The sequence below is a fragment of the Microbacterium ulmi genome (assembly GCF_011759705.1).
Lineage (GTDB): Bacteria > Actinomycetota > Actinomycetes > Actinomycetales > Microbacteriaceae > Microbacterium > Microbacterium ulmi.
On sequence record NZ_JAAOZF010000001.1, the window covers coordinates 1755193 to 1777646 of the forward strand.

23 protein-coding genes are annotated in these 22454 nt (G+C 67.9%); 11 read left to right on the forward strand and 12 right to left on the reverse strand.

Annotated features, from left to right (window positions below; translation table 11 throughout):
* Positions 1-333 precede the first annotated feature (333 nt).
* Positions 334-555 (forward strand): type II toxin-antitoxin system RelB family antitoxin, encoded by a 222-nt coding sequence (gene relB, locus FHS08_RS08365; protein ID WP_167037894.1) that lies wholly within the window; start codon positions 334-336, stop codon positions 553-555.
* A complete protein-coding gene (locus tag FHS08_RS08370) occupies positions 552-815 on the forward strand; it encodes a type II toxin-antitoxin system mRNA interferase toxin, RelE/StbE family (RefSeq protein WP_167037897.1) in 264 nt (87 codons plus the stop codon). The genes relB and FHS08_RS08370 overlap by 4 nt, the downstream gene beginning before the upstream one ends.
* A 176-nt stretch (positions 816-991) precedes the next feature.
* On the opposite strand, the gene FHS08_RS08375 is transcribed toward FHS08_RS08370, so the two are convergent.
* The 8 genes from FHS08_RS08375 to FHS08_RS08410 all read right to left on the reverse strand — a co-directional run bounded on the left by FHS08_RS08375 (position 992) and on the right by FHS08_RS08410 (position 8340).
* On the reverse strand, positions 992-2986 hold the full coding sequence (locus tag FHS08_RS08375) for a C-terminal helicase domain-containing protein (protein WP_243847258.1): 1995 nt from the start codon (positions 2984-2986) through the stop codon (positions 992-994).
* A gap of 281 nt (positions 2987-3267) precedes the next feature.
* Positions 3268-4458: an MFS transporter gene (locus FHS08_RS08380; protein WP_167037900.1), complete on the reverse strand. Its 1191-nt coding sequence runs from the start codon at positions 4456-4458 to the stop codon at positions 3268-3270.
* Complete coding sequence (locus tag FHS08_RS08385) at positions 4455-4889, reverse strand: MaoC/PaaZ C-terminal domain-containing protein (RefSeq protein ID WP_167037903.1); 435 nt, start codon at positions 4887-4889, stop codon at positions 4455-4457. The genes FHS08_RS08380 and FHS08_RS08385 overlap by 4 nt, the downstream gene beginning before the upstream one ends.
* A complete protein-coding gene (locus FHS08_RS08390; protein WP_167037906.1) occupies positions 4886-5377 on the reverse strand; it encodes a hypothetical protein in 492 nt (163 codons plus the stop codon). The genes FHS08_RS08385 and FHS08_RS08390 overlap by 4 nt, the downstream gene beginning before the upstream one ends.
* On the reverse strand, positions 5374-5796 hold the full coding sequence (locus FHS08_RS08395; RefSeq protein WP_167037909.1) for a MaoC/PaaZ C-terminal domain-containing protein: 423 nt from the start codon (positions 5794-5796) through the stop codon (positions 5374-5376). Before FHS08_RS08395 ends, FHS08_RS08390 begins: the two co-directional genes overlap by 4 nt.
* Entirely contained in the window at positions 5793-6263 is a 471-nt protein-coding gene (locus tag FHS08_RS08400) for a hypothetical protein (protein WP_167037912.1), read from the reverse strand. Before FHS08_RS08400 ends, FHS08_RS08395 begins: the two co-directional genes overlap by 4 nt.
* Positions 6264-6272: 9 nt before the next feature.
* The gene (locus FHS08_RS08405; RefSeq protein WP_167037915.1) at positions 6273-7229 is read right to left on the reverse strand and encodes a dihydrodipicolinate synthase family protein; all 957 of its coding nucleotides are present in this window, start codon (positions 7227-7229) and stop codon (positions 6273-6275) included.
* A 49-nt stretch (positions 7230-7278) separates the two neighbouring features.
* Positions 7279-8340: a LacI family DNA-binding transcriptional regulator gene (locus FHS08_RS08410; RefSeq protein ID WP_341800366.1), complete on the reverse strand. Its 1062-nt coding sequence runs from the start codon at positions 8338-8340 to the stop codon at positions 7279-7281.
* A 433-nt stretch (positions 8341-8773) separates the two neighbouring features.
* On the opposite strand from FHS08_RS08410, the gene FHS08_RS08415 reads away from it, so the two are divergent.
* The 9 genes from FHS08_RS08415 to FHS08_RS08455 all read left to right on the forward strand — a co-directional run bounded on the left by FHS08_RS08415 (position 8774) and on the right by FHS08_RS08455 (position 18478).
* The gene (locus FHS08_RS08415; RefSeq protein ID WP_167037921.1) at positions 8774-9727 is read left to right on the forward strand and encodes an oligopeptide/dipeptide ABC transporter ATP-binding protein; all 954 of its coding nucleotides are present in this window, start codon (positions 8774-8776) and stop codon (positions 9725-9727) included.
* On the forward strand, positions 9724-10713 hold the full coding sequence (locus FHS08_RS08420) for an ABC transporter ATP-binding protein (RefSeq protein ID WP_208382239.1): 990 nt from the start codon (positions 9724-9726) through the stop codon (positions 10711-10713). The genes FHS08_RS08415 and FHS08_RS08420 overlap by 4 nt, the downstream gene beginning before the upstream one ends.
* Before the next feature lie 2 nt (positions 10714-10715).
* The gene (locus FHS08_RS08425; RefSeq protein ID WP_167037923.1) at positions 10716-12302 is read left to right on the forward strand and encodes an ABC transporter substrate-binding protein; all 1587 of its coding nucleotides are present in this window, start codon (positions 10716-10718) and stop codon (positions 12300-12302) included.
* Between the two features lie 92 nt (positions 12303-12394).
* Positions 12395-13177 (forward strand): SDR family NAD(P)-dependent oxidoreductase, encoded by a 783-nt coding sequence (locus FHS08_RS08430; RefSeq protein ID WP_167037926.1) that lies wholly within the window; start codon positions 12395-12397, stop codon positions 13175-13177.
* Positions 13170-13985, forward strand: coding sequence for an SDR family NAD(P)-dependent oxidoreductase (locus FHS08_RS08435; protein WP_167037929.1), 816 nt, complete (start codon positions 13170-13172; stop codon positions 13983-13985). The genes FHS08_RS08430 and FHS08_RS08435 overlap by 8 nt, the downstream gene beginning before the upstream one ends.
* Complete coding sequence (locus FHS08_RS08440) at positions 13975-15210, forward strand: CaiB/BaiF CoA transferase family protein (RefSeq protein WP_167037932.1); 1236 nt, start codon at positions 13975-13977, stop codon at positions 15208-15210. The genes FHS08_RS08435 and FHS08_RS08440 overlap by 11 nt, the downstream gene beginning before the upstream one ends.
* The gene (locus tag FHS08_RS08445; RefSeq protein ID WP_167037935.1) at positions 15207-16118 is read left to right on the forward strand and encodes an ABC transporter permease; all 912 of its coding nucleotides are present in this window, start codon (positions 15207-15209) and stop codon (positions 16116-16118) included. The genes FHS08_RS08440 and FHS08_RS08445 overlap by 4 nt, the downstream gene beginning before the upstream one ends.
* Positions 16115-17041, forward strand: a complete 927-nt coding sequence (locus FHS08_RS08450; protein WP_167037938.1) for an ABC transporter permease — start codon at positions 16115-16117, stop codon at positions 17039-17041. The genes FHS08_RS08445 and FHS08_RS08450 overlap by 4 nt, the downstream gene beginning before the upstream one ends.
* A 9-nt stretch (positions 17042-17050) precedes the next feature.
* Positions 17051-18478: an FAD-dependent oxidoreductase gene (locus FHS08_RS08455; protein WP_167037941.1), complete on the forward strand. Its 1428-nt coding sequence runs from the start codon at positions 17051-17053 to the stop codon at positions 18476-18478.
* A gap of 984 nt (positions 18479-19462) precedes the next feature.
* On the opposite strand, the gene FHS08_RS08460 is transcribed toward FHS08_RS08455, so the two are convergent.
* Genes FHS08_RS08460 through FHS08_RS08475 form a run of 4 tightly spaced genes read right to left on the reverse strand, consistent with a single transcriptional unit; the run spans position 19463 to position 22452 of the window.
* Positions 19463-20335, reverse strand: a complete 873-nt coding sequence (locus FHS08_RS08460) for an NAD(P)-dependent oxidoreductase (RefSeq protein WP_208382240.1) — start codon at positions 20333-20335, stop codon at positions 19463-19465.
* Positions 20328-20726, reverse strand: a complete 399-nt coding sequence (gene pcaC, locus FHS08_RS08465; RefSeq protein WP_208382241.1) for a 4-carboxymuconolactone decarboxylase — start codon at positions 20724-20726, stop codon at positions 20328-20330. The genes FHS08_RS08460 and pcaC overlap by 8 nt, the downstream gene beginning before the upstream one ends.
* Positions 20723-21610, reverse strand: coding sequence for an SDR family NAD(P)-dependent oxidoreductase (locus tag FHS08_RS08470; protein ID WP_167037948.1), 888 nt, complete (start codon positions 21608-21610; stop codon positions 20723-20725). Before FHS08_RS08470 ends, pcaC begins: the two co-directional genes overlap by 4 nt.
* Positions 21595-22452 (reverse strand): N-acyl homoserine lactonase family protein, encoded by an 858-nt coding sequence (locus FHS08_RS08475; protein ID WP_167037950.1) that lies wholly within the window; start codon positions 22450-22452, stop codon positions 21595-21597. The genes FHS08_RS08470 and FHS08_RS08475 overlap by 16 nt, the downstream gene beginning before the upstream one ends.
* Positions 22453-22454 lie beyond the last annotated feature (2 nt).

A 22454-nucleotide genomic window follows, 5' to 3' on the forward strand; every position in this document is an offset into this window, starting at 1 on the left:
TCTCTCATGCTCTTGATGTAGGGTGCAGGGTCCTCATCAGGCGCGACGAAGATCCATGCGTCGTCGTCTCGGAGCTCCATACCGTTTGGTAGCCGTGCTCCTCACCTGCTCCGGACGCGGAACCTCGGCTGGGGGCTTCAGGCCCATCCTCACAGCACACGGCTTGGTCGCTGGTCTGCTCGCCACCGCCCCGTGCGCAACCGCGTCGCGCGGCTTGTCCTCGCAGGGAGTTCGGACAAGGGCGAGGCACTGCCAAGGCCGGATGAAGATGCTCACAGCGGTCCCCGGTGATGACATTGCGGTATGATACGTGTATCGCAGGAGGTGGTTCGGATGCCGTTGTCGGTGAGGCTGACGCCGGAGGAGGATGCCCGTCTGGATGCGCTTGCGGCGCGGACGGGTCGGTCGAAGACGTTCTACGTGCGGCAGGCGATCCAGACCCACCTCGACGAACTCGAGGAGCGGTACTGGGCCGACGAGATCGTGCGCGACTGGGAGGCGTCGGAGAAGACGTCTCGTCCCGCTGGTGAGCTGTGGGATGAGCTCGGAGTGTGACGCGCTGGCAGCTGGAGACCTCGGCCCAGTTCGATAGGGCAGCCCGCAAGCTCGACAGGCCGGTGCTGCGTCGCATCCGCGCATACCTCGACGAGGTCTGTGAGCTGGAGGATCCGCGGTCGCGGGGAACGGGCCTGTCGGCCGATCTCGCCGGGTACTGGCGGTATCGGATCGGGGACTATCGCGTGATCGTGGAGATCCGAGACAATGTTCTGGTGATCGTCGCGGTCGGTCTCGGTCACCGCTCCGAGATCTACTGATCGGGCGCCTCGACAGCAACAAGTCGTGCCCACACGGTGACCACAACTGAATCAGATCAGGATCGGCGAATGCCGGAGTTTCCGAGAGTCGGCCAGACGAGAATCCGCGAATAACCGGGGTTTCCGGTCGAGACGGAGTCGGAGCGATCGAGGCTCTTCGGGTTCAAATCCCACCGTCACCGCCAGATCGAAGGCCCCGAGATCCCTTGAAAACACTGGAGAGATGGGGCCTTCGTCATGTCCAGGAGAAGGTGCTGCGGTAACGCAGCAGTAACAGGATTCTGACGACCGTCGGAGTGCCCTGCGGTTTCGAGGACCGCCCACCGGATCGTGAAGACGTGTTCCCGATGCTCGGTGCCTCCCAGTGCATCCGCGAGCATCCCGATGTACTCATCGGCTTTGCCGCGTAGTCGGTCCCTCTCCTCGCGATAGTCACCGTAGAGATCGTCAGCTCGGCGCGAGAGCTTCTGGGCTTCCTTGCGCAGCCTGAGTCGCTCTGTGAGATCGTCGGTTCGGCGTTCGCGAGCGTTGATCTCTTCTCGTGCTCGTTCGAGCTTGCGCGCTTCGGCGTCGTACTTCGCCTTGTGATCCTTGAGTCGCGACTCAACGAGATCGCCCTGCTCGATGCTGAACTGGGCCGTGCGAGTCTGTACTTCGCCGGTGAATGCTGCCGCCTGAGCATCGAGGGCCGGCCGAAGTGCCGTTGTGTCGACTGTCGAAGTCGCATTGTTGCCTGCGCAGGCGAGATCAAGCAGGTGCTCGACTTGCTCCGCATCGAGCACCGCACCATCATCCGTCAGCCCCGTTGCGAGCAAGTAGGACTCGATGATGGTGACATTGCCCGCGCTGATCTCGAATCTCAACAGATCAACGGTGAGGACGCCGCGACTGCCCCGAAGTGTGCGGGCATCGGCAGCCGCTCGCTCAGAGCCATCGATCGAGAAGACGAGCTCACGTATGGGCGTGTGCTCGCCGAGTGCTGCTGCGACGACGTACTGGCCGAGATCGCTGTTGTAGCGATATTGGTGCGCGCCGGGAACCGGTGTCGACTTGAAGAAGTAGCGATCTGTCGGTATGTCTTCTCCCGGGGCACGAAGCAACGTGAATGTGCGCCCGTCTTCGTCGAACTCCGCGAACGCGTCGAGCTCGTGTCTCGTGACCTGGATCAGCAGCCGCTCGAAGGCGTTGAGAACGACATCCTTCTGCGTGTCGTAGTCCTTGAGCTTGTCTTGAACGTTCGGGTCGAGGTTGTCGAAGACGCGCGCTCGAGCCTTTTGCATTTCGTCGTTGATCTCAGTGGCGTACTGACTCTCGAGCTCATCGAAGGCGGCGTTGATTTCCGCGGCGGTCTTGCACCGCTCCAGGATTCCGGCGATCGACCTCTCGAAGTCGAGTCCGTCCTCGATGGTTCCGAGAACTTCGTCGGAGGCGCCGAACACTGAGGCGAAGAAGTTGAACTTCTCGGTCAGCAACTCGAGGATGCGTTCCTCGGCGAGATTGCCTTGGTTCGAGAAGTTCACGACAGTGACGTTGTGCGCTTGTCCATAGCGGTGCACACGGCCGATGCATTGCTCTACGCGCTGTGGGTTCCACGGTAAGTCGTAGTTCACCAGCATGGAGCGGAACTGGTCCTGATAGATCCGCGTCGACTCGGGCGAATTGTTGCTGCCGTTGAAGAGCACGAGGCCGTCGCCACGCCCGGCCCCACGCAGAGACGCTGCAAGGTACTCCTGCGTCTTCGTCGAGTCGGTGAAGATGATGGCTTTCTGCGGGGCACCGATCTCTGCGAGCTTGGCGAATCCTTGATCGAGAGCCTCGAGGAGTTTGACCGCCTTCTGGTTGACTGTGATCGATCGCGCGAACTCTGCGTAGTCACGCAACTCCTGGACTTCAGCCGCAGCCTCCTGCCGCCGGTTCTCTAGTGCGAGCGAATCTGAGACGCTGATCGGCAAGGCATCGGAGGCCTCGATCTCCTCATCGATGAGACCGCCGCGATTGTCACGACGGTGACCCGAACGCAGTTCAGCCTCGAGTCGATTCGCGATGCCCTCGAGAGTGGACGCAACCGCGTACGTCGATGAGCCCAGACGCTTGCGGAGAATCAACGCCGAGAGGTGACGTTGTGAACTCGCGAACGCATACACCTCCGGTCGCTGCAGATAGGCGTTCATCTTGCTCTGCAGCCGACGGCATGAACTCGAAGGTCATCGCCATGCTTTCGGTGAAGCGGATGTACTTCTGCGCGTCGCGCCGGAGGGTGCGTTTGGCGATGTGAGATATCCGCATCGCCAGGTCGTCGTTGCTGTAGTCGTCCGGGCGGGACGATCATCCCGCGCGCGGCGGCGAGGCGGACGTACGACGACCTGTACGACCTGTACCTCGAGCTGTACGCGGCAACGGCTCCGCTCGTGCACCGGCTCGGCGTGGTGTCCGCAGGGCCGGTCGCCTGACCTCACGTCCGCTTCTGGTCCGGGTCGGAACCCGCGGAGATCGCGACGGCCGCCGCGAGGAACCCGGCGGTCAGCCAGAAGACGGAGGCGACGGCGCCGCCGCCCGAGGTCGCGCCGATGACGAGCGGGATCGTGACCTGAGCCAGGCGGTTCGAGCCCATCCGCAGTCCCATCGCGGCGCCAACCTGCCGTGGTCGCACGAGCGCGACGATCCACGACATGGTCAGCGGCTGAGGAAGTCCGAGAGTGAGCCCGAGCGCGGCCATGGCGAAGAACGCGCCGACGGTGTCGGCGAAGGGAAGGAGGATCATCGCGACGGCCCCCGCCGAGAGCGCCAGCACGAGCAGCAGCTTGCGTCCCAGGCGGACCACGCTCCAGCCGAGGCCGACGCGGCTCGCGACCGAGACCGCGGCGCGCACCGCGAACAGCCACCCGACGATGCCGATTCCGATGCCGTTGGCTTGGGCCCAAGCGGGCACGAAGGCATAGGTGATGTCCATCGTGACGAGGACCGCGGCGCTCACGACCAGTGCGCGCCACACCCCCGGCTTGCGCGCGAGCGAGAATCCCTGCATCAGCGACTCCGCTCTCTCGCTCGACGGTCGGGATGACTCGCCGCGGGGAAGGCGCAGGTGCCACGACGGGATGATCGCCCCGATCACCCACACCAGCGTCGCGAGCAGACCGACCGCGTTCTGATCCGCGACGGAGACACCGAGGGTCGCTGCCAGGACCGCGACCCCGGCGATCAGAGGAGGTCCGACGAGCTGCCCGGCAGACGCGGCCGTCGCGAGGATGCCGAAGTCGTTGTCGGAGCGCCCCGGGGGTGTGCGCTGTGCGACGAGAGTCTGCTGGGCGATGGATGCCGCGATGTGCCCGAGCCCGGCAAGGACGGACGCGATCGCGAGCACGAGGCGCGTCGGAGCGCCGACCGCGAGAACGATGCCCGTCGCGAACACGGAGCTGCCGATCGCGGTCACGGCGTTCGCGCTGAAACGAGACAGCAGGTGGCCGATCGGTACGGCCGCGAGAAGGCCGGGGAGGGCGAACGTCGTCGCCATGAGGCCGAGGAAGAGCGCGTCGTTGCCGAACTCGAGGGCCTTGTAGCCGAACATCACCCGGACGCCGGCATACCCCCCTTGCAGAGCGAAGGCCTGGATCGAGATGGCCATTCGCCAGGGCCGGGGAGTCATGACAGGTCGTCACGCGCTCCGGCGAACACGACGACGGCGGTCCCACGCACTGTCGGCTCGCCGGCAGCGTTCTCGGTCGTGAGGGCGATCTCCACTTCTGCGCTGTCTCCATCCATGACGACGGATGTGACCTCGGCGCGACACAGCAGCGGTTGATCGGGGTAGTCGGGGCGCAGATACCGCACCGAGAAGCGCCGGATGACTCCGTCAGGGGCAGCCCACTCCGACACCAGGCTTCCGAGATAGCCGGCCTTCAGCATGCCGTGAACGAGCACTGCGTCGAAACCTCGTGACTTCGCATAGCTCTCGTCGTAGTGGAGCGGAGCGAAGTCTTGAGATGCGGACGCGTAGCGCACGAGGTCTTCTCGCGACGGCGTCACGGCTGCCGGTTCGATCCGATCCCCGACGCGGACGACCCTGGCGGCTGTCATGGTGCGCTCCCAGGGATCCGGAAGGTCAGCACGTGACCCGCGCGGACGCGCGCCACCACGGCTGTGCCGTCATAGATCGTGGTCTCTCGCACCCGAAAGAGCAGGATCCCCGAGCTTCCCCGCTTCTCGTAGATGTCGGACGGACGATACTCGACCCGGACCGGCACTCCGATGGGCACCGGCCGAAGCAGCTCGACCTCGGTGAACGCGTTTCCGCCTCCGACGGCTGGGGAGGAGATCATCGCGAGGACGCCATCGTCGGGGAGATCCTTCCGTTCGAACGGATCCATCGTGCCCGCCAGTATCGGCGGCTGCAGCAGTTCGGGCCCGTGAGCGGCTTCGATGTTCGGCCGCACTGCGACGGCCGTCCGAAGCCGCCGCAGCTCCTGTTCCGTGATCGTGTACGTAAACGAGTGCCGGTTCTGTTCGGAGAGGTACTGCGCGCGTATCCGGGGCGTCAGGATGCCGAGTCCGACGCTCTCATTCACGGTGTCCCTCCCGCCACGCGCCGGAGGGTGCCGGTTCCGCTCACGGTCACGAGGCCGTCACTGTTCGCGACATCGAACCGCACCTCCACGGTGCCGGCCTCCGGGTCGGCGGCATCGATCGTCGCAGTGAGCCGGAGCGTGTCGCCGACGTAGTCGGGCGCGCGATACCGGCAGGCCAGACGCACCAGCTTCCACTGCGCTCCCGATGCCATCGCCAGCTGCGCGGCGACCCATGCACCCTTGAGCGGGCCATGCACGACGGGAGCGGAGAATCCCCGAGCCCGCGCCGCGGCGCCGTCGTAATGGAAGTCGACCTCGTCCCGCGTGGCCGTGCCCCAGCCGACGAGCCAGTCGACGGTCGTGGCATCCGTCGTGACGATCGCGATCTGCGCGCCGACAGTGGCCTCGGCGCGGTTCATTCGGAGCCCCGATAGCTGATGCTGGTTCCCCGGGCCACGCCGATCCGCACGCCCTCCGGTGCCGTCGCCGTGATCTCGAACACCGTGAACAGCATCGGTCCTGTTCGAGCGGAGCCGGGCTTCGCGCTGACTCCGGCGACGAGTCCGTCGAGGCGGACGACCGTGCCGAGCCGCGGGGAGGTGAACATCTCCCACTCGGTGCCGCCATCGATCGTGCTGTCGAACGGGCGCGGCCGGGGCAGACCCATGCGAGCGGCGATGATGATCGGGTCGGGGAAGAGGAAGCTGAGCGGCACATCGTCGTCGCTGAGGGAGGCGGGAGTGCGGGTCTGGGGGTCGACGGCGCGCATGAACTCGAGGACTCGAGCGCTCGTCACGTCGACGAACTCCGGTCGACCCGTCGTGCCGACCAGACCGCCGAACTGCTGCAGCAGATTGGCGGTCGTGATGGATGAGGCGCTCGTCATTGGGCGTCTCTACGCTCGCGATGACGACTTCGGCGCGGCGACGGCGATGTTCGACGCGGCCAGCGCGGCCCGCACCTCCTGGAAGTCCTCCTCCGTGATCGGGTCGATCGGCGGACGCACGAGATAGTTGTCGAGAGCGCCGACGGCGTAGAGCGCGGCCTTCAGCAGGCCGTGCGCGTGACCGCCCACCACTCCGCTGCCGTAGATCGCGGTGATGATGGGCTCGATGGAGGCCTCGATCTCTCGCGCGGTCGCCAGGTCGCCGCGCTCCACCGCGTCGTACATGGCGGCGACCTCGTCGGGCAGGAGAGACCCGACGGCGACGAGAGCGCCGTCGACGCCTTGGATCATGGTGCCCAGGAGCGCCTCGTCATGGCACGTGAGGATCGTGGTGGTCGGCTCCGCCGCACGCACTGCACGGATGTTGGCAGAGTATGCAGCCAGGTCGCGTGTTCCGGCCTTGATCGCCACAACGCGGGGGATCCGAGCGAAGCTGGCCAGCTCGTTGGCGCCGTACTGGGCTCGCGTGTCGTGCGGGTACTCGTGGATGATCAGGTCGAGGTCGACGCCGTCGGCGATGCTCGACACGTAGCGGATCGACTCGGCGTCCGTCTTGCCGAACCTCAGCCAGTGGTGTGGAGGCATCACCAGCAGTCCGTCCACGCCAGTGGCCTCCAGCTGGCGAGCGACTTCGAGAGCGGGGGCGACACCTTCTGCGAACAGGGCGGCGACGACGGGGACTCGCCCGGCGACATGATCGACGCAGGTTCGAGCGAGCTCCACGATCTCACCGGCGGTGAGGTTCGTGACCTCCCCGGCGTGTGCACCGCAGACGACGCCGGCGACGGAGTCATGGGTGAGCAGCCAGTCGAGGTACCGCTCTAGTGCGGCTACGTCGAGCTCGAGCCCCGCCGTGAAGGGAGTCGGAATGGCTGCGTAGACTCCACGCCAATACACTTTTGCCACTTCATGCCTTTCTGGTTGACCGAGACGTCCGCGCGAACCCGGACGCACGCTAAGGGGCCGCGGGCGCAACGGCGAGCGTGCCGCCGTCGACGAACGCGGGAACGAAGTGCGGCGCCTCGAACGGCAGCTCGGGATCGGACTCCGAGAGCACATACGACACCGCAGCTCTGCCTGCCTCCGCGAGCTTGACGTCGACGGTGGTGAGGGCGGGCGAGTTGAGGGACGCGTACAGCGTGTTTCCGATACCGACCACCGACACCTCGCGAGGCACGTCCCGACCGAGCTGGACCAGACGCTTTGCGACGCCCAGTGCAAGCGGGTCGCTCGTGCCGACGATGGCGGTGGTGCGTGGCTCCTGCTGAAGCACGGCCTCGGCGCCGAGCTTGCCCGCTTCGACGGAGGACTCGGTGTCGACGATCACCGGTGCCACCCCCGCACGGGCCAGCGCGCCGGCGAGGCCGGCAACTCTCTCGCGATATGTCAGGTTCCGTGCCTCGCCGCCGACGACGCCGATTCGGCGGTGACCCAGCGCGAGGAGCCGCTCGGCGATGAGGACACCCACCGCCGCGTTGTCGACGGAGATCGTGGGGATCGCGGACTCGCGAGGGGCGAGGGCGACGACGGCTGTGCCGCTTCGCTGGATCTGGTCGATCAGCCGACCGAATGTGACCAGGTGCGCGCGGTCTCCCGAAGAGCCGGATGCCAGGATCAGCCCGCTCACGCGATGCTCCCAGAGGCTCCGCGCGAGCTGGATCTCGAGGTCCTGATCGCGCTGCATGTTGCTCACGATGGCGACCATCGATCGTGCGTTGGCCTCCATCGTGACCGCCTCTGCGATCTCGCCGAAGTAGGGGTTGAGCATGTCGCCCACGATCAGCCCGACGCTCATGAGGCGTCCGCGGCGAAGCCCTTGCGCCATCGCGTTGGGGGCGTAGCCGATGGTCCGCGCGGCGCGCTCGACGCGCTCGACCAACTCGGGGCTCACCCGGATCGCATCCTTGCGAACGACCCTCGCGGCTGTGCTCACGGAGACACCCGCCAGTCGTGCTACATCGCTCACCGACGGCGGTCGCGAGTCTTGTGCTCCCTTGCCCAACTCGACCACTTTCACTCATGCCGAGCCGCGCGGCGCAAGGCCGGCGGCAGATGCTGAGAACGATATCACATGCAGGACTGGCCACGTCAAGGAGTCGAAACCAGCTTCATCGCTCCGTCCTTCCACAATGTCGATGGCATGCCAGTGATGCGATCGAAGGCATAGAAGTCCTGATAGAAGCCGAAACCCTCGTAGCTGAAGCGTGACGTCCTATCTTCTTGTCGCTCACGGCAACAGCCCGTCGCACTCGAACACCACCTCTGCGCGCCGTGACGAATTCGAAAGCTTGACATCGTTCTCAGAGTGAGTAATGCTTGCTCCGCGTCGCCAGGACGCAGACGCGACACCAATGACGGATCGCGTTGGCCACCAATGGAGGTACCGGATGTCGCCAGCCGCGACTGCTCACTCGGCCGGATCGCCGCTTCTGGAGATCACGGACCTGCGAGTGAGCTTCCGGACGTCGGCCGGCCGCGTCAACGCGGTCAACGGACTGAACCTGACCGTCCGCAGGCGTGAGCGGGTCGGCATCGTCGGGGAGTCGGGATCGGGCAAGTCGGTCACGGTGCAAGCGCTGCTGGGGCTGCTCGACGAGAACGCCGTGGTCACGGGCAAGGCGGAGTTCGACGGCCTCGATCTCCTGCGGGCCACTCCGAAGCAGATGCGCGAGATCCGGGGAAAGGGGATCGGCTACATCTTCCAGGATCCGCTGTCCGCGCTCGACCCCGTCCGCACGATCGGCGAGCAGGTGACCGAAGCGCTGCGAATCCGTGGCGTGGGCAGCCGCGAAGCATCCCGTCGTTCGATCGACATGCTCGGACGGGTCGGGCTGAAAGAGCCCGCGCGGCGGATGGAGGACTACCCTCATGAGCTGTCCGGCGGGATGCGCCAGCGGGTCATGATCGCGATGGCGCTTGTCGCCGAACCTCAGCTCGTGATCGCGGACGAGCCCACGACGGCACTCGACGTGCGCATCCAGGCGAAGGTCCTCGACCTCCTGTGGGAGCTCGCGGAGGAGCGGGAGCTCGCCGTGATCTTCGTGACGCACGACCTCGGCGTGCTTGCGGGGTTCGCGGAGGGCGTGACGGTCATGTACTCGGGTCGGGTCATGGAGCAGTGCTCCGTCGACGACATGTTCGCCCACTCCGTGCACCCCTACACGCTCGGGCTCCTCGATTCGGTGCCCCGGATCACCGGCCCGGTCCCCGATCGGCTCATCACGATCGGCGGGCGCCCCCCCGCGCCGCAGGAACGGATCGCCGGCTGCCCGTTCCACCCCCGCTGTCGGTTCCGGATCGACGAGTGCGCCACCGTACTGCCCGAGGCGACCATCGTCGGCACTCATGTCTCGGCCTGCCATCGTGCGGGCTGGCTCAACGAGCGGACGGGGAGCCTGGCATGACCGAACCGCTCCTCCGCGTCCGCTCCCTGACGAAGGTCTTTCGCACAGGGACTCGCGCATCGCATCGCGCCGTCGATGACGTCTCCTTCGACCTCTACACAGGCGAGACGCTGGGGCTGGTCGGAGAGTCGGGCTCAGGAAAGTCCACGACCGCTCGTTGCATCATGCGACTCATCAAGCCGACGAGCGGTGAAGTGACGCTGGACGGCGTCGACGTTCTCGGAGCGAGCCGCCGGGAGCTTCGTGACGTCCGGCGCGGAGTGCAGATGGTCTTCCAGGACCCTTACTCGTCGCTGGATCCTCGCATGAAGGTCCGCGACATCGTCGCCGAGGGGATGCGGATCAACCGGATCGCGGCGTCCGCGGCCGAGGAGCGAGCTCGCGTGGCCGAGCTGCTCGAACTCGTCGGTCTGCGACCGGACCACCTGGACCGCCGGCCTGCGAGCTTCTCGGGCGGGGAACGACAGCGGATCGGGATTGCTCGGGCCCTCGCCGTCAACCCGCGCCTGCTGATCTGCGACGAGCCGATCGCCTCGCTGGACGTGTCGATCCAGGCGCAGGTGCTGAACCTCTTCACCGATCTCCGGCGCGAGCTCGGTCTGTCGATCCTGTTCATCGCGCACGACCTCGCGACCGTCCGGTTCCTCTGCGATCGGATCGCGGTCATGGAGAACGGACGGCTCGTCGAGATCGGCGATCGCTCCGAGATCTACGGCGACCCGCAGCATCCGTACACGCGCGCTCTCATCGACGCCGCCCCCGAGCCGAGTCCCGAGCACGAGCGAGCCAAGCGGGAAGACAGACTGCGCCGGCGGCGCAACGGCGACGAGGCGGCCGCCGAGGCCTCGGGACCTGCAGAGGTGGCGGCGCCGGCGAGCGAGATGGACCAACCCGGCGCGCACAGCACTGCGCACACGACGACGACGCAGCAAAGCAGCAGGCCACCGGCAGTCACATGGCTCCGGTCGATCAAGGAAAGGCAGTGACGATGGACTCAACACCTGGACTCGCAAGAGTCCGGCGCCGGGCCAGGGGACTCACGGCGATCGTCGGAGTCGCCGCGATGCTCGCGCTGGCAGCCTGTACGCCGCAACCCCCCACGACGGAAGACGGTGGCACGTCGATCACGATCGCGCTGCCGACCGAACCGCGGACCCTGGCAAGCTGGCTCAGTTACGCGAACGACGGTCACCCGGTGCTGCGCAACATGCTCGAGGCTCTCGTGAACCGGGATCCAGAGACGCACGAGCTCGTCGGTGAGCTCGCTACTTCCTGGGAGAAGGTCGACGACCTGACGTGGAACTTCACCCTTCGCGAGGGCGTCACGTTCCACGACGGGACCGACTTCAACGCAGAGGCCGCAGCCGCGGGGCTGAACTTCGTGGTCGACCCCGACAACGCCTTCCTCGTCCGCGTCTACGTCGGCCCGGAGATCACGGCGCGCGCCGTCGACGAATACACGCTGGAGGTGAAGACGGCGGCTCCCGACCCGATCCTCCCCGACCGCATGTTCTTCTTCACGATCCCCTCGATGGCCGCGGTCGACGCCGATCCCGATGGATATGCCCGCAATCCCGTCGGAACCGGTCCCTACAAGTTCGTCGACTATCAGCCCGGTCAGCAGATCCATGCGACCGCGTTCGAGGACTGGTGGGGCCGCCGCGCGCCCGAAGACGCGCACGGGTCCAACGAGGCGATCAAGGACGTGACGTTCGTCTTCCGTCCGGAGTCGGAGGTCCGATCGGCGATGATCCAGTCGGGTGAGGCGGACATCGCGCGGTGGCTCACGAGCGAGCAGTGCGAGCTCGCTCCGCAGTGCGAGAGCACGCCGACCGTCGAGACCCTGGTCGTTCGCATGGACATGGTCAACCCCGTGCTCAGCGACATCCGCATCCGCCAGGCGATCTCCCTGTCGTTCGACAAGGACCAGATCCTCAACGGCATCATCGGGGGCGGCGAGCCGTCGCCGATGGTGATCGGGCCGACGGTGCTGGGGTTCAACGACTCGCTCGAGCCGTATCCGTACGACCCCGACGAGGCGAAGAGGCTCGTCGCCGAGGCCAAGGCAGACGGCGTCCCGGTCGACTCGACCCAGCTCTACGTGATCGCCCGCGCCGACCTGGTCCCTCGCGCCGACGAGGTGATCCAGCTCATCGGCGAGTCCCTCACCGCGATCGGGCTCAATGTCCGCAGCGAGGTCGTCGAGACGGCCACGTTCGAGGAGCAGTGGCAGGTCGGATACGACAACATCCCGCCCGAGCGGGGTCTCATCGGTCTCAACAGCCACGGCAACGAGCTCGGCGACTTCTCGTTGAGCGTGTTCAGCCTTTACCAGTGCGCGTCCACGCGATCGGCGTTCTGCGACCAGGACGTCGAGAAGGAGGCCGCTGCGGCATCGCAGCTGAGCGGCGATGAGCGGGATGCCGCATACCAGGCCCTCGGCGCGTACTTCTACGAGCAGGTCCCGGTCGTGCCGATCGGTCAGCAGGCCTTCCACTTCGGGCTGTCGGACCGAGTGGACTGGTCCCCCCGCCAGGACGGTCTGATCCTGATCAAGGAGATCGGCATCAAGTGACGTTGTCGCGACGCGGGGTCGAGCCGGTCCCGCGTCGCGTCGGCACGCAGTACAAGCAGTCCCGGATCCATCTGGAAGGAACAAGATACGAAATGCCTACCTCTGAAGTCGTGATCGTCACCGGCGGTGCCGGTGGAATCGGCCTTGCCACTGCCAAGAAGCTCGTGAGCCGCGGAGCGAAGGTCGGGATCGTCGACCTGGACCCCGACGCCGTCGCGCGGGCGGCGGCGGATGTCTCTCCCGACGGATCGGTGGCGATCGCGGTTCCCGCTGACACCACCGACGAAGCCGCCATGACCGAGGCGGTCGCGGCCACGGAGACGAGGTTCGGGAGCATCACGGGCCTCGTGACCTCGGCCGCGATCCGGCAGACCTCGGCCAGCTTCCTCGACCTCGACCTCGAGCTGTGGGACCGCGTTCAGCACATCAACGTCGCGGGTACCTTCATAGCCGCGCGAGTAGCCGCGCGAGCGATGATCGCCTCGGAGACGCCAGGCGGGATCGTCACGATCTCGTCGGTCGCGGGGATCATGACCCGCATGGGCCTCTCGGCCTACTGCACGAGCAAGGCCGCCGTGATCCAGCTCAGCAAAGTGCTCGCCCTCGAGCTCGCGCAGCACCAGATCAGGGTCAACGTCGTCTGTCCGGCGGTGACGCAGACCCCGATGCTCAAGCGCGCGATGCGCGATGAGGGGGATCAGCTCTTCGACGTCAAGGTCGCAGGCTCCCTCGAGGCATTCCGTCCGGGGATTCCGCTGCGTCGCGCGTCGCAGCCCGAGGAGCAGGCCGCCGCGATCGCCTTCCTGCTGTCTCCCGAAGCCTCTTTCATCACGGGTGCGGTCCTGTCCGTCGACGGTGGTGCGGCAATTGTCTGAATCGGACATCGACGCAGACGGGCTGGGCCTGTCGGGACGGACAGTGGTCGTCACCGGCGGTGCGAGCGGCATCGGCCTGGCGACCGTGAAGCGACTGCTCGCTGCCGGGGCGAACGTCGGTGTCGTAGACCTCGTCCCGGAAGGGATCGAGGACGCGCTCGACGAGGTCGATCCCCGCAGGGAGCGCACGATCGGGGCGGCGAGCGACACGACGGATGAGGCGGCCATGACCGTCGCCGTCGACACGGTCGTCGCCCGATTCGGAGCGCTCGACGGGCTCGTCACCGCGGCGGGCGTGCGCCAGACGCCGATCAGCTTCCTCGACCTCGACCTCGACACCTGGGCGACCGTGCAGCGTGTGCTCGTCAAGGGGACGCTGATCGCCGTGCGCATCGCCGCTCGCGTGATGATCGCGGGCGGTCGGGGCGGATCGATCGTCACGATCGCGTCCGTGACCGGGCTGATGCCGCGCGTACGGCTCGCGGCATACTGCAGCAGCAAGGCGGGCGTCATCCATCTCACCAAGGTGGTCGCCCTGGAGCTCGCGCGTCACGACATCCGCGCGAATGTCCTCGCCCCGGCACTGACGCTCACTCCCCGCATCGATCGGGCTGTCGCCCTCGAGGGCGACCACATCCTGGGGGACAAGATCCTGGGCAACCTCTCGGAGTTCCGACCCGGCATCCCCCTCGGACGTGCCGGGCGAGCGGAGGAGCAGGCGAACGCGATCGTGTCTCTGCTGTCGCCGACGGCGTCGTTCACGACGGGCGCGGTGCTGTCGGTGGATGGAGGCGTGAATGTCGTCTGAACGCCCGGACGGCTCGGCGCGGCGCGGCGTCCTCGACGGGGTGAGGATCGTCGACTTCACCGAGCGTATGCAGGGCCCCTATGCGACCCAGATGCTCGGCGACCTCGGCGCCGACATCGTCAAGGTGGAACGGCTCGTCGCCCTCGCCCCGGACGGGAGCATCGACGTGCGCTATCCGGAGGGCAACCCGTCTCTCTATTCGTCCATGTTCCTCGCCGCCAATCGCAACAAGCGCAGCATCGCCGTCGATCTGAAGTCGGAGGCGGGGAAGGACGTCGCCCGTCGGCTGATCGCCGCCGCCGACGTCGTCTACGAGAACTTCCGGCCGGGCGTCATGGATCGGCTCGGCTTCGGGTACGAGGACTGCCGCAGGCTGAACCCCGGCATCATCTACGCGTCCGCCTCGGGATACGGGCCGGACGGTCCCTACGAGGCCAGGCCGGGTCAGGACCTGCTCATCCAGGCCATCGCGGGACTCGGCGCGATGAACGTGTCGGCGACGGGTCGTCCGACCGCGGTCGGCATGTCGATCAGCGATCTGCTCGGGGGGATGAACGGCGCGTTTGCGGTGCTGGCGGCACTGCTGCACCGCGAACGGACAGGGGAGGGGCAGCGCGTGGAGGTGTCGTTGCTGGACAGCGCCGTCGCGGTCCTCTCCGAGCACGCCGTGCACTTCATGAACAGCGACATCGGCGAGCCCGAACGCGGCACGCCCATGCACGCCCACGCCTACATCCCGCCGCCGTATGGCTTCTATGCGACCTCGGACGGCTACATCGCGCTCTCGAGCGGCCGACAGATCGCGCTGATCTCCGAGGTGCTCGGAATCCCCGACCTCACGAAGGACCCACGATTCGCGTCGTACGCGCTCCGCGACGAGAACCGCGCGGAGATGGAAGAGATCATCGAGTCGCGAATGCGCGAACGCACGACAGCCGAATGGCTCGAAGAGATGGTTCCGCGCGACATCTTCGCAGCACCCGTCCACACGCTCCGGGAGGCGTTCTCCGATCCTCAGGTGCTGCACAACGGCATCGTCCGCGACGTGCAGGGTCCTCACGGCCCGGTCAGGCTCGTGGGTCCGCCGTACCGGCTGAGCGCATCGCCGGCGGACGTGCGCATTCCGCCTCCCGAGCACGGTGCGCATACGCAGGAGATCCTCCGCGATCTCGGCTTGACGGACCACGAGATCGCGGCACTGCGCGACCAGGAGGCAGTCGCATGACGAGCGCAAAGACCGCGAGGGCGTTCCGGCGACTGAGCCGGGGCCTGGTGTTCAAGATCGCGGTGGTCGCCTTGGCGGCGGTGGTGTTCAGCGCCGTGTTCGTCCAGGCGATCATGCCGTTCGATCCGTACCTCAGCAACGTCGCGGCGAGGAACCTGCCGCCTCTGACCCCCTCGGACACCTGGCTGCCCTACCTGCTGGGCACGGACCCGCTCGGACGGGACCTGCTGACGAGGATCATGCTCGGCGGCAGGGTGTCGCTCATGGTCGGCGTCGCGAGCGTGCTCGTCTCGGGAACGATCGGTGTCACGATGGGACTCCTGGCCGGCTACTTCCGGGGCTGGGCCGACCAGGTGATCATGCGCCTCGTCGACATCCAGATGAGCATCCCGTCGCTTCTCATCGCGCTCCTCGTGCTCTACGTGCTCGGCCCCAGCATGCTCAACGTGATCTTCGTCCTGGCGATCACGAGGTGGATGGTCTACGCACGCGTCACACGCAGCCTCGTGCTCTCGCTGCGGACGGAGCTGTTCGTCGAGGCCTCGCGGTCGCTCGGGGCGTCCCACCTGCGAACCCTCGCACAACACATCGTGCCCAATCTGGCTGGCCCCGTGATGATCCTCGCGACCCTCGAGGTCGCCGTCGTCCTGCTGTCGGAGGCGTCGCTGAGCTTCCTGGGCTTGGGCATCCAGCCGCCCGACACGTCGTGGGGTCTCCTACTGGCGCAGGGGAGCGAGTACATCACGGCGGCCTGGTGGCTCGTGGCCTTCCCGGGCCTCGCGATCCTCGTCACGACTCTGAGCATCAACCTCATCGCGAGCTCGATCCGAGCCCGCTCGGGCCGGGACGACATCGGGTGGGAGGACCTCGAGCTCGCCCCGGACCTCGACGGGGCAGTCCGCCGATGATCCTGAGATATGCACTGCGGCGACTGGCCTACTCGGCGCTCGTCCTGATCGGCGTGCTCGTCGTCGTCTTCGTCGTCGTCGACCAAATCGGCGACCCGGCACGCCTCATGCTTCCCCCGAACGCTCCCGAGTCGGTCTATCTGGCGCTGCGCGAGTCGCTGGGCCTCGACGACCCGCTGTGGGAGCGCTTCGTGCGGTCGGTGGGCGGGTGGCTCCACGGAGACTTCGGCGACTCGACGTGGCAAGGGGTGCCCGCGCTGCAGCTCGTCCTCGAGCGCCTGCCCGCGACCCTGCTGCTGGCGGCCATCGCGCTCGCCGTCTCGCTCACGGGCGCCCTCGTGCTCGGCCTGGCGTCCGCTCGTCGCCCGGGGTCGCTCGTCGACCGGCTGCTCACGGTGATCTCGCTCGCGGGCGTCTCGATCGCCGAGTTCTGGCTGGGCCTCATGCTGATCCTCTTCTTCGCCGTGCAGCTGCGATGGCTGCCGACCTCCGGGTTCAACGGGCTGCAGTATGCGATCCTCCCCGCGATCGCGCTGTCGTTCCGGCCACTGGGACGGATCTCGCAGATCGCGAGATCGTCGCTCGTCGAGGAGATGCGCAAGCCCTACATCAAGGCGCTGCGGGCGAAGGGCCTGACCGAGAACCGCATCCTGCGCCGGAGCGCCCTCAAGAACGCGGGGATCCCGATCGTCACGCTGGCGGGAGACGAGCTTGCCTCGTTCCTCAACGGAGCCGTCGTGATCGAGGTGATCTTCGCGTGGCCCGGCATCGGGAGCCTCTTCATCCAGGCGATCGAGCGCCGGGATCTGCCCCTCATCGAAGCCTGCGTCTTCGCCGTCTCGGTCATGGTGATCGCCGTGAACTTCGCCGTCGACCTCATCTATGCACGGCTCGACCCGCGCGCCGTCGTCTACAAGAGCTAGCCGCCCGTCGTGACCAGGGATGCGGAGGTCGTGGTCGTCGGCGCCGGTGCCGCCGGGCTCGCGGCCGCCGTGTCGGCGGCGCAGCGAGGTCTCGACGTCGTAGTGCTCGAGCGACAGCCCCACATCGGCGGCACGACGCGGCTGTCGGTCGGCTCCTTCACGGCCGCGGGCTCGTCGCTCCAGCGCCGCGCGGGCATCCTCGACGATGCGGCGGGCTTCGTCGAGGACATGCGGCGATTCGACCCCGGCCTGCTCAGCGGCGACGCGCCGCACCTGCGCGAGCTCTACGCGCAGCACTCCGGGGCGACGATCGACTGGCTCCTCGGCATCGGAGTGACCTTCGCGGGCCCCTTCCTCGAGCCCCCGCACCGCACGCCGCGCATGCACAACGTCGTGCCCGACTCGCGCGCCTACATCGCGCGCCTGGACGCGGCGGCGAGAGCCGCGGGCGTCTGCATCCGGCGCGAGGCGGAGGTCACGGGACTCGTCGTCGACGGCGAGGGCGTCTCGGGCGTCAGCGTCCGTGTGGACGGTCGGCAGGAGGACGTGCGGGCGCGCCGTGGGGTCGTCCTCGCGACGGGCGACTTCAGCGCGAGCGACGCGCTGCGCGCAGAGCATCTGACGGCCGCCGCCCGCGGAGCGCGACCCGTCAACCCCGCCGCGCTCGGACTCGGTCATCGTCTCGCCGGCGAGGTGGGCGGCGAGCTGGTGGGGATGGAGCACGTGTTCGGCCCCCAGCTACGCTTCCCTCCGCCCGATCGACCGGGGCTGCTCTCGCGGCTGCCGCTGTGGAGGTGGCTCTGCTCGCTCGAGGCCGAGGCGATCGCCCGGATGCCGAGGGGCGTCCTCGCGGCGATCGCGAAGCAGTTCCTCGTGGCCCACATGTCGCCCACCGCCGAGTTCCTCTCGAGCGGCGCCGTTCTCGTGAATCGTGAGGGCGTGCCCGTGGCATCCGGGATGCCGCCCGCCGACGCGCTGGCCCTCGAGCCCGGCGCGACCGGATACATCCTCCTGAGCGAGGCCATCGCGCAGCGGTTCGACAAGGCGCCCCACCACATCTCGACGGCGCCGGGCATCGCGTTCGCGTACTTCAGGGACTACGAGCGCGGCCGACCGGACCTCGTCGCGCGCGGCGGCTCGGCGATCGAGCTCGGGCGCCGCCTGGGCGTCGACCCCGACCGGATCCAAAGGTCGCTCGCGTCGTCGCACCTGCGTGGATCGTACATCGCGCTCGGACCGGTGCACAGCATGCTGACGGTCACGGAGGGTGCGATCCGTGTCGACGACCGTCTGCGCGTGATGCGCCCGGACGGCTCCGCGATCTCCGGTCTGCACGCGGTCGGCGGTGTCGGTCAGGGAGGGATGCTCCTCCTCGGCCATGGACACCACATCGGCTGGGCGCTCACGTCCGGCCGCGTCGTGGGAGGTCTGCTCTGAGGCGCCGACCGGAGCCATCGTCGCCGCCACGCGAGCCCGCCCCCTGTCGGCCGCGTCGGGGTGCGTGCGCTTGCGACCGGCTTGAGTTGCTGCGTGAAGGTGATGTAAGCCGGCGGCTTTTGTCCGCTCGGCCCACTCGCCCTCCTCTGCGCGACCTCGGTCATCGCGACCCCCCGCCGGGGTGCGCGCCATTATGTGCACCGTTCGCCAAATGGCGCGCGAAATGGCGCGCATCCGTCCGGCGCCAGCCAGCTCGATACCGATTCGTAGTTAGGAATCGAAACAGCCTCTGATCTGGGATATTGTGGCGCAGGGGGCTATCGGCAAGCTTAGCCCCCCGCGCGTTGGGGGAGCGGACGCGCGCCATTTGGTGGCTACCTGCCGTGGCCCTGCGGGCGCAATGTCAGTCCTGCCTGCCGTCGACCGAACACCGCTGACGGTGGGCGCGCTCATCGGTGGTCACTTCCTCGGCTGTGGCGGCTGATCGCGGCTTGGAGGCTGATCCCGAGCGCGTCGCGATCTGAAGCCAGTCGAGGCCATCGACGCGGGCGTCGGCGACGGCGATCTCAACGGCCTCGGCAACGGCGGATTGCAGTGCACGGAGATCGTGAAGGCGCGACCTTTGCCGACGGGGCATTGGCGAACAACCACGTCAACCTACCCACGTTCTGACGCGCGCCCGGAATTGGTCGGACGGGCCAGGAGTCAGGCCATGCCCGCGCCGTCTTCACTCACTTCGCGCGCGAGGGATCCGATCGCCGCCACGATCTCCGCATGCGCGCGTGGCAACGCGTCGGTCCCGAATGTGCAAGCCAACAGCTTGGAAGCAACCCGCTTCGCGCCAGGGACGCACCCGGCGATCGCCACGTGACCTCGACGCCCAAAGCGGTACATCGCGCGATCACCTCCCGCATCGCGTCACGACAATCGCTGTCCGCGATGCCGGCAAGGAATGCGGCTTCGCGCGCACGCCGCCGCGACGGCTCACGCCAGCCGCTCTGAGATCCACCGCGCCACTTCGGTGTGATCGGCGGCGGCGCCCAGATCGTCCGCCGCGCGGCACCAGTCGGCCAGGACCGCCCGGCCGACGTCCGACGTCAGACCGAGCTGCTCCATGAGTCCGACCGCGATGCCCACGTCCTTGGCCATGAGGCCCACCGAGAATCCCGAGTCGTACGTCCCCGGGAGGATGAAGCTCGGCCACTTCGCCTCGGAGGATCCGCTGCGGCCGCTGGATCCATTGACGACGTCCAAGGCGGCCGCAGGGCTCACGCCGAAGCGCTCCGCGATCAGGACGGCTTCGCTGGTCGCCCAGAGATGCGTCGCGGAGAGCAGGTTGTTGAGCGCCTTGAGGGCGTGGCCGGAACCCGTCGGGCCGACGTGGCGGACTCGTCCGAAGGTCGCCAGGATGCCGGACACCGCGTCCACGTCGGCCGGGTCGCCGCCGGCCATCACCGTGAGCGTCCCTTCGCGCGCTCCGCGTACTCCTCCGGACACCGGGGCGTCGATGAGCGCGGCCGCACGCCGAGCGATCTCGCCGGCGAGCGTGCGCGTGCGCACGGGTTCGGACGAGCTCATGTCGATGACGCGCGCGCCGGGACGCAGGGCGGCGGCGACGCGATCGTCCAGGAGGACGGTCTCGACGACGTCGGAGTTGGGCAGCATCAGGATGAGGACGTCGGATGCCGCCGCGGCCGCCGCGGCATCCTTCACGATCGTCACGCCGAACGCCGCGGCGGACGCCTGCGCAGCCGCGCTCGGATCGGCGCCGAGCACGCGGTATCCGGCCTCTACGAGCCGTCGGCTCATCGGTACGCCCATGTTCCCGAGGCCGACGAAGGCGATCGTCTCAGTCAAGGCGACCCAGCTCCTCCAGCACGCCGTTCGCGACCCGGAACGCCTCGAGCGCGGCGGGCACGCCCGCGTAGATCGCGGTTTGAAGGAGCGCCTCCTGGATCTCCTCGTTCGTCGCGCCGTTGGACACTGCCCCCCGCACATGCAGAGCGAGCTCGTGCGGGCGGTTGAGCGCCGCGAGCATGGCGAGGTTGATGAGGCTGCGCGTCCCGGGCGCGAGTCCGTCGCGCCCCCAGACGGTGCCCCAGCAGTACTCGATGACGAGCTCCTGCATGGGGAGGGTGAAGGCGCTCGCTCCGGCGACGGAGCGCTCGACGTGCTCGGCGCCGAGCACCGCCCGTCTGATCTCGAGGCCTCGCTCGTACGTCTCGCTGTGGGTTCCCTCATTGATCATGATTCGATCCTGTCGTCGTGGGTCTCGTGCGCGGATGCTGCTCCTCCGCGCGGGTATCGGTAGAAGCTGGCGTCGAACGCCGCGGCGTCCCAGGCCCCGGCCCCGCCTGAGGGGCGGACCGTGTTCACCGCTGACGCGCCGCCGTCCGCCGAGAGCACCTGGCCCGTGACATAGGAGGAGTCGTCGGCGAGGAGGAACGCGGCGACGGTCGCGATCTCGCGCGGGGCGCCGGCGCGACGCAGGGGAGTCGTCGCAGCGCGCGACTCCATGTCGTTCGCGCCTCCGCGCGCGTCCGCGTCGGCGATGAAGAGCCGTGTCGGGACGATCCCGGGGGCGACGGCGTTCACGCGGATGCCGAGCGGTCCGCCGTAGACGGATCCGGCGCGGACCAGGCCCACCGTGGCGTGCTTGGACGCGTGGTAGGCGAGCAGATCGGAGCTTCCGGCGAGCGAGGCGATGGAGGCGGTGAGGACGATCGCGCCGGCGCCTTCCTGGAGGGCGAACTGGCGGAACGCGGCGCGCATCCCGAGGAACTGGCCGCCGACGTTGACGTCGAAGACGTGCCGGAACTCCTCGAGGGTCACGTCGGGGAGCTCGGCGAACGACCCGAAGATCCCCGCGTTGAGGAAATGGCCGTCGATGCGGCCGAACCGCCGCACGGCCCGCGTCATGTACTCGTCGACGTCGTCTTCTCGGGACACGTCGGCCGCGACGGGCAGCACGCCCGGCGGCGCGTCGGTGATCGAGCGGGCGAGGGCGTCCGCGTCGACATCCACCGCGACCACGGACGCGCCCTCGTCGGCGAACAGCCGCACGGCGGCCCTTCCGATGCCGCTGGCGGCACCGGTGACGACGACGACCTTGCCGGCTATTCCGCTGGCCATATCGCTCCCCTCTCGAGCCGTTCTTCGCCGGAGAAGCCTCCGATGACGCCGACCAGCCCCTCGCCGCCCGGCAGGGGCCGCAATCGCGCGAGAACGGCCGGGTCGTGTCCCGTGAGCACGTGAGCCACTCGTCCGCTCGCTCTCAGATCCCGGATCAGCCGGAGGCCTTCGTACATCTCCGGGAGGTCCGCCACGAGCCAGAACGGCATGTCGCGGTCGATCTCCTCATCCAGGTGAGCGGCGTCGGACGCGATGAGGACCGTCCCCTCCAAGGTCTCCACCAGGGCGATGCACTGACCGGGCGTATGGCCGCCGACGCGGACGAGCTCGATCCCGGGCCACGGCCGGCTCCGATCGGCGAAGACGGCGATCCTCCCCTCCGAGCGTGCGCGGTCGAGCGCCGCGAGGTCCGCGTCTTCGACGGCCCCGCCCAGCAGGATCCGCGAGCGCAGGCCGCCGCGCCAGAACTCGTGCTCGCGCGCCGTCATATGCACCGTCGCGTCCGGGAACGCGTCCAGGCATCCGGCGTGGTCGAAGTGGGCGTGGGTGAGCACGACGTCGCGCACCGTCGCGGCGCGGACGCCGACTCGCTCGCAGGCCTCGACGGGATCCTGGAGCGGCGTCCTGCCGCGCGCGCGGCCGACGCTCGGACGGAAGCCCGTGTCGATGACGACCGTGCGCGCGCCGTTGCGGGCGATCCACACGTAGTAGGCGAGCTCGATCGGGCCGTCCGGCTCCCCGTAGAGGTCGTAGTGCAGGTACACGTCCCGACGCGTGGTCGCGAACTCCGCGTACTTGACGACGAGGACCTCGTAGAGGTCGTCTGCGGCGGGCGGCGGCATGG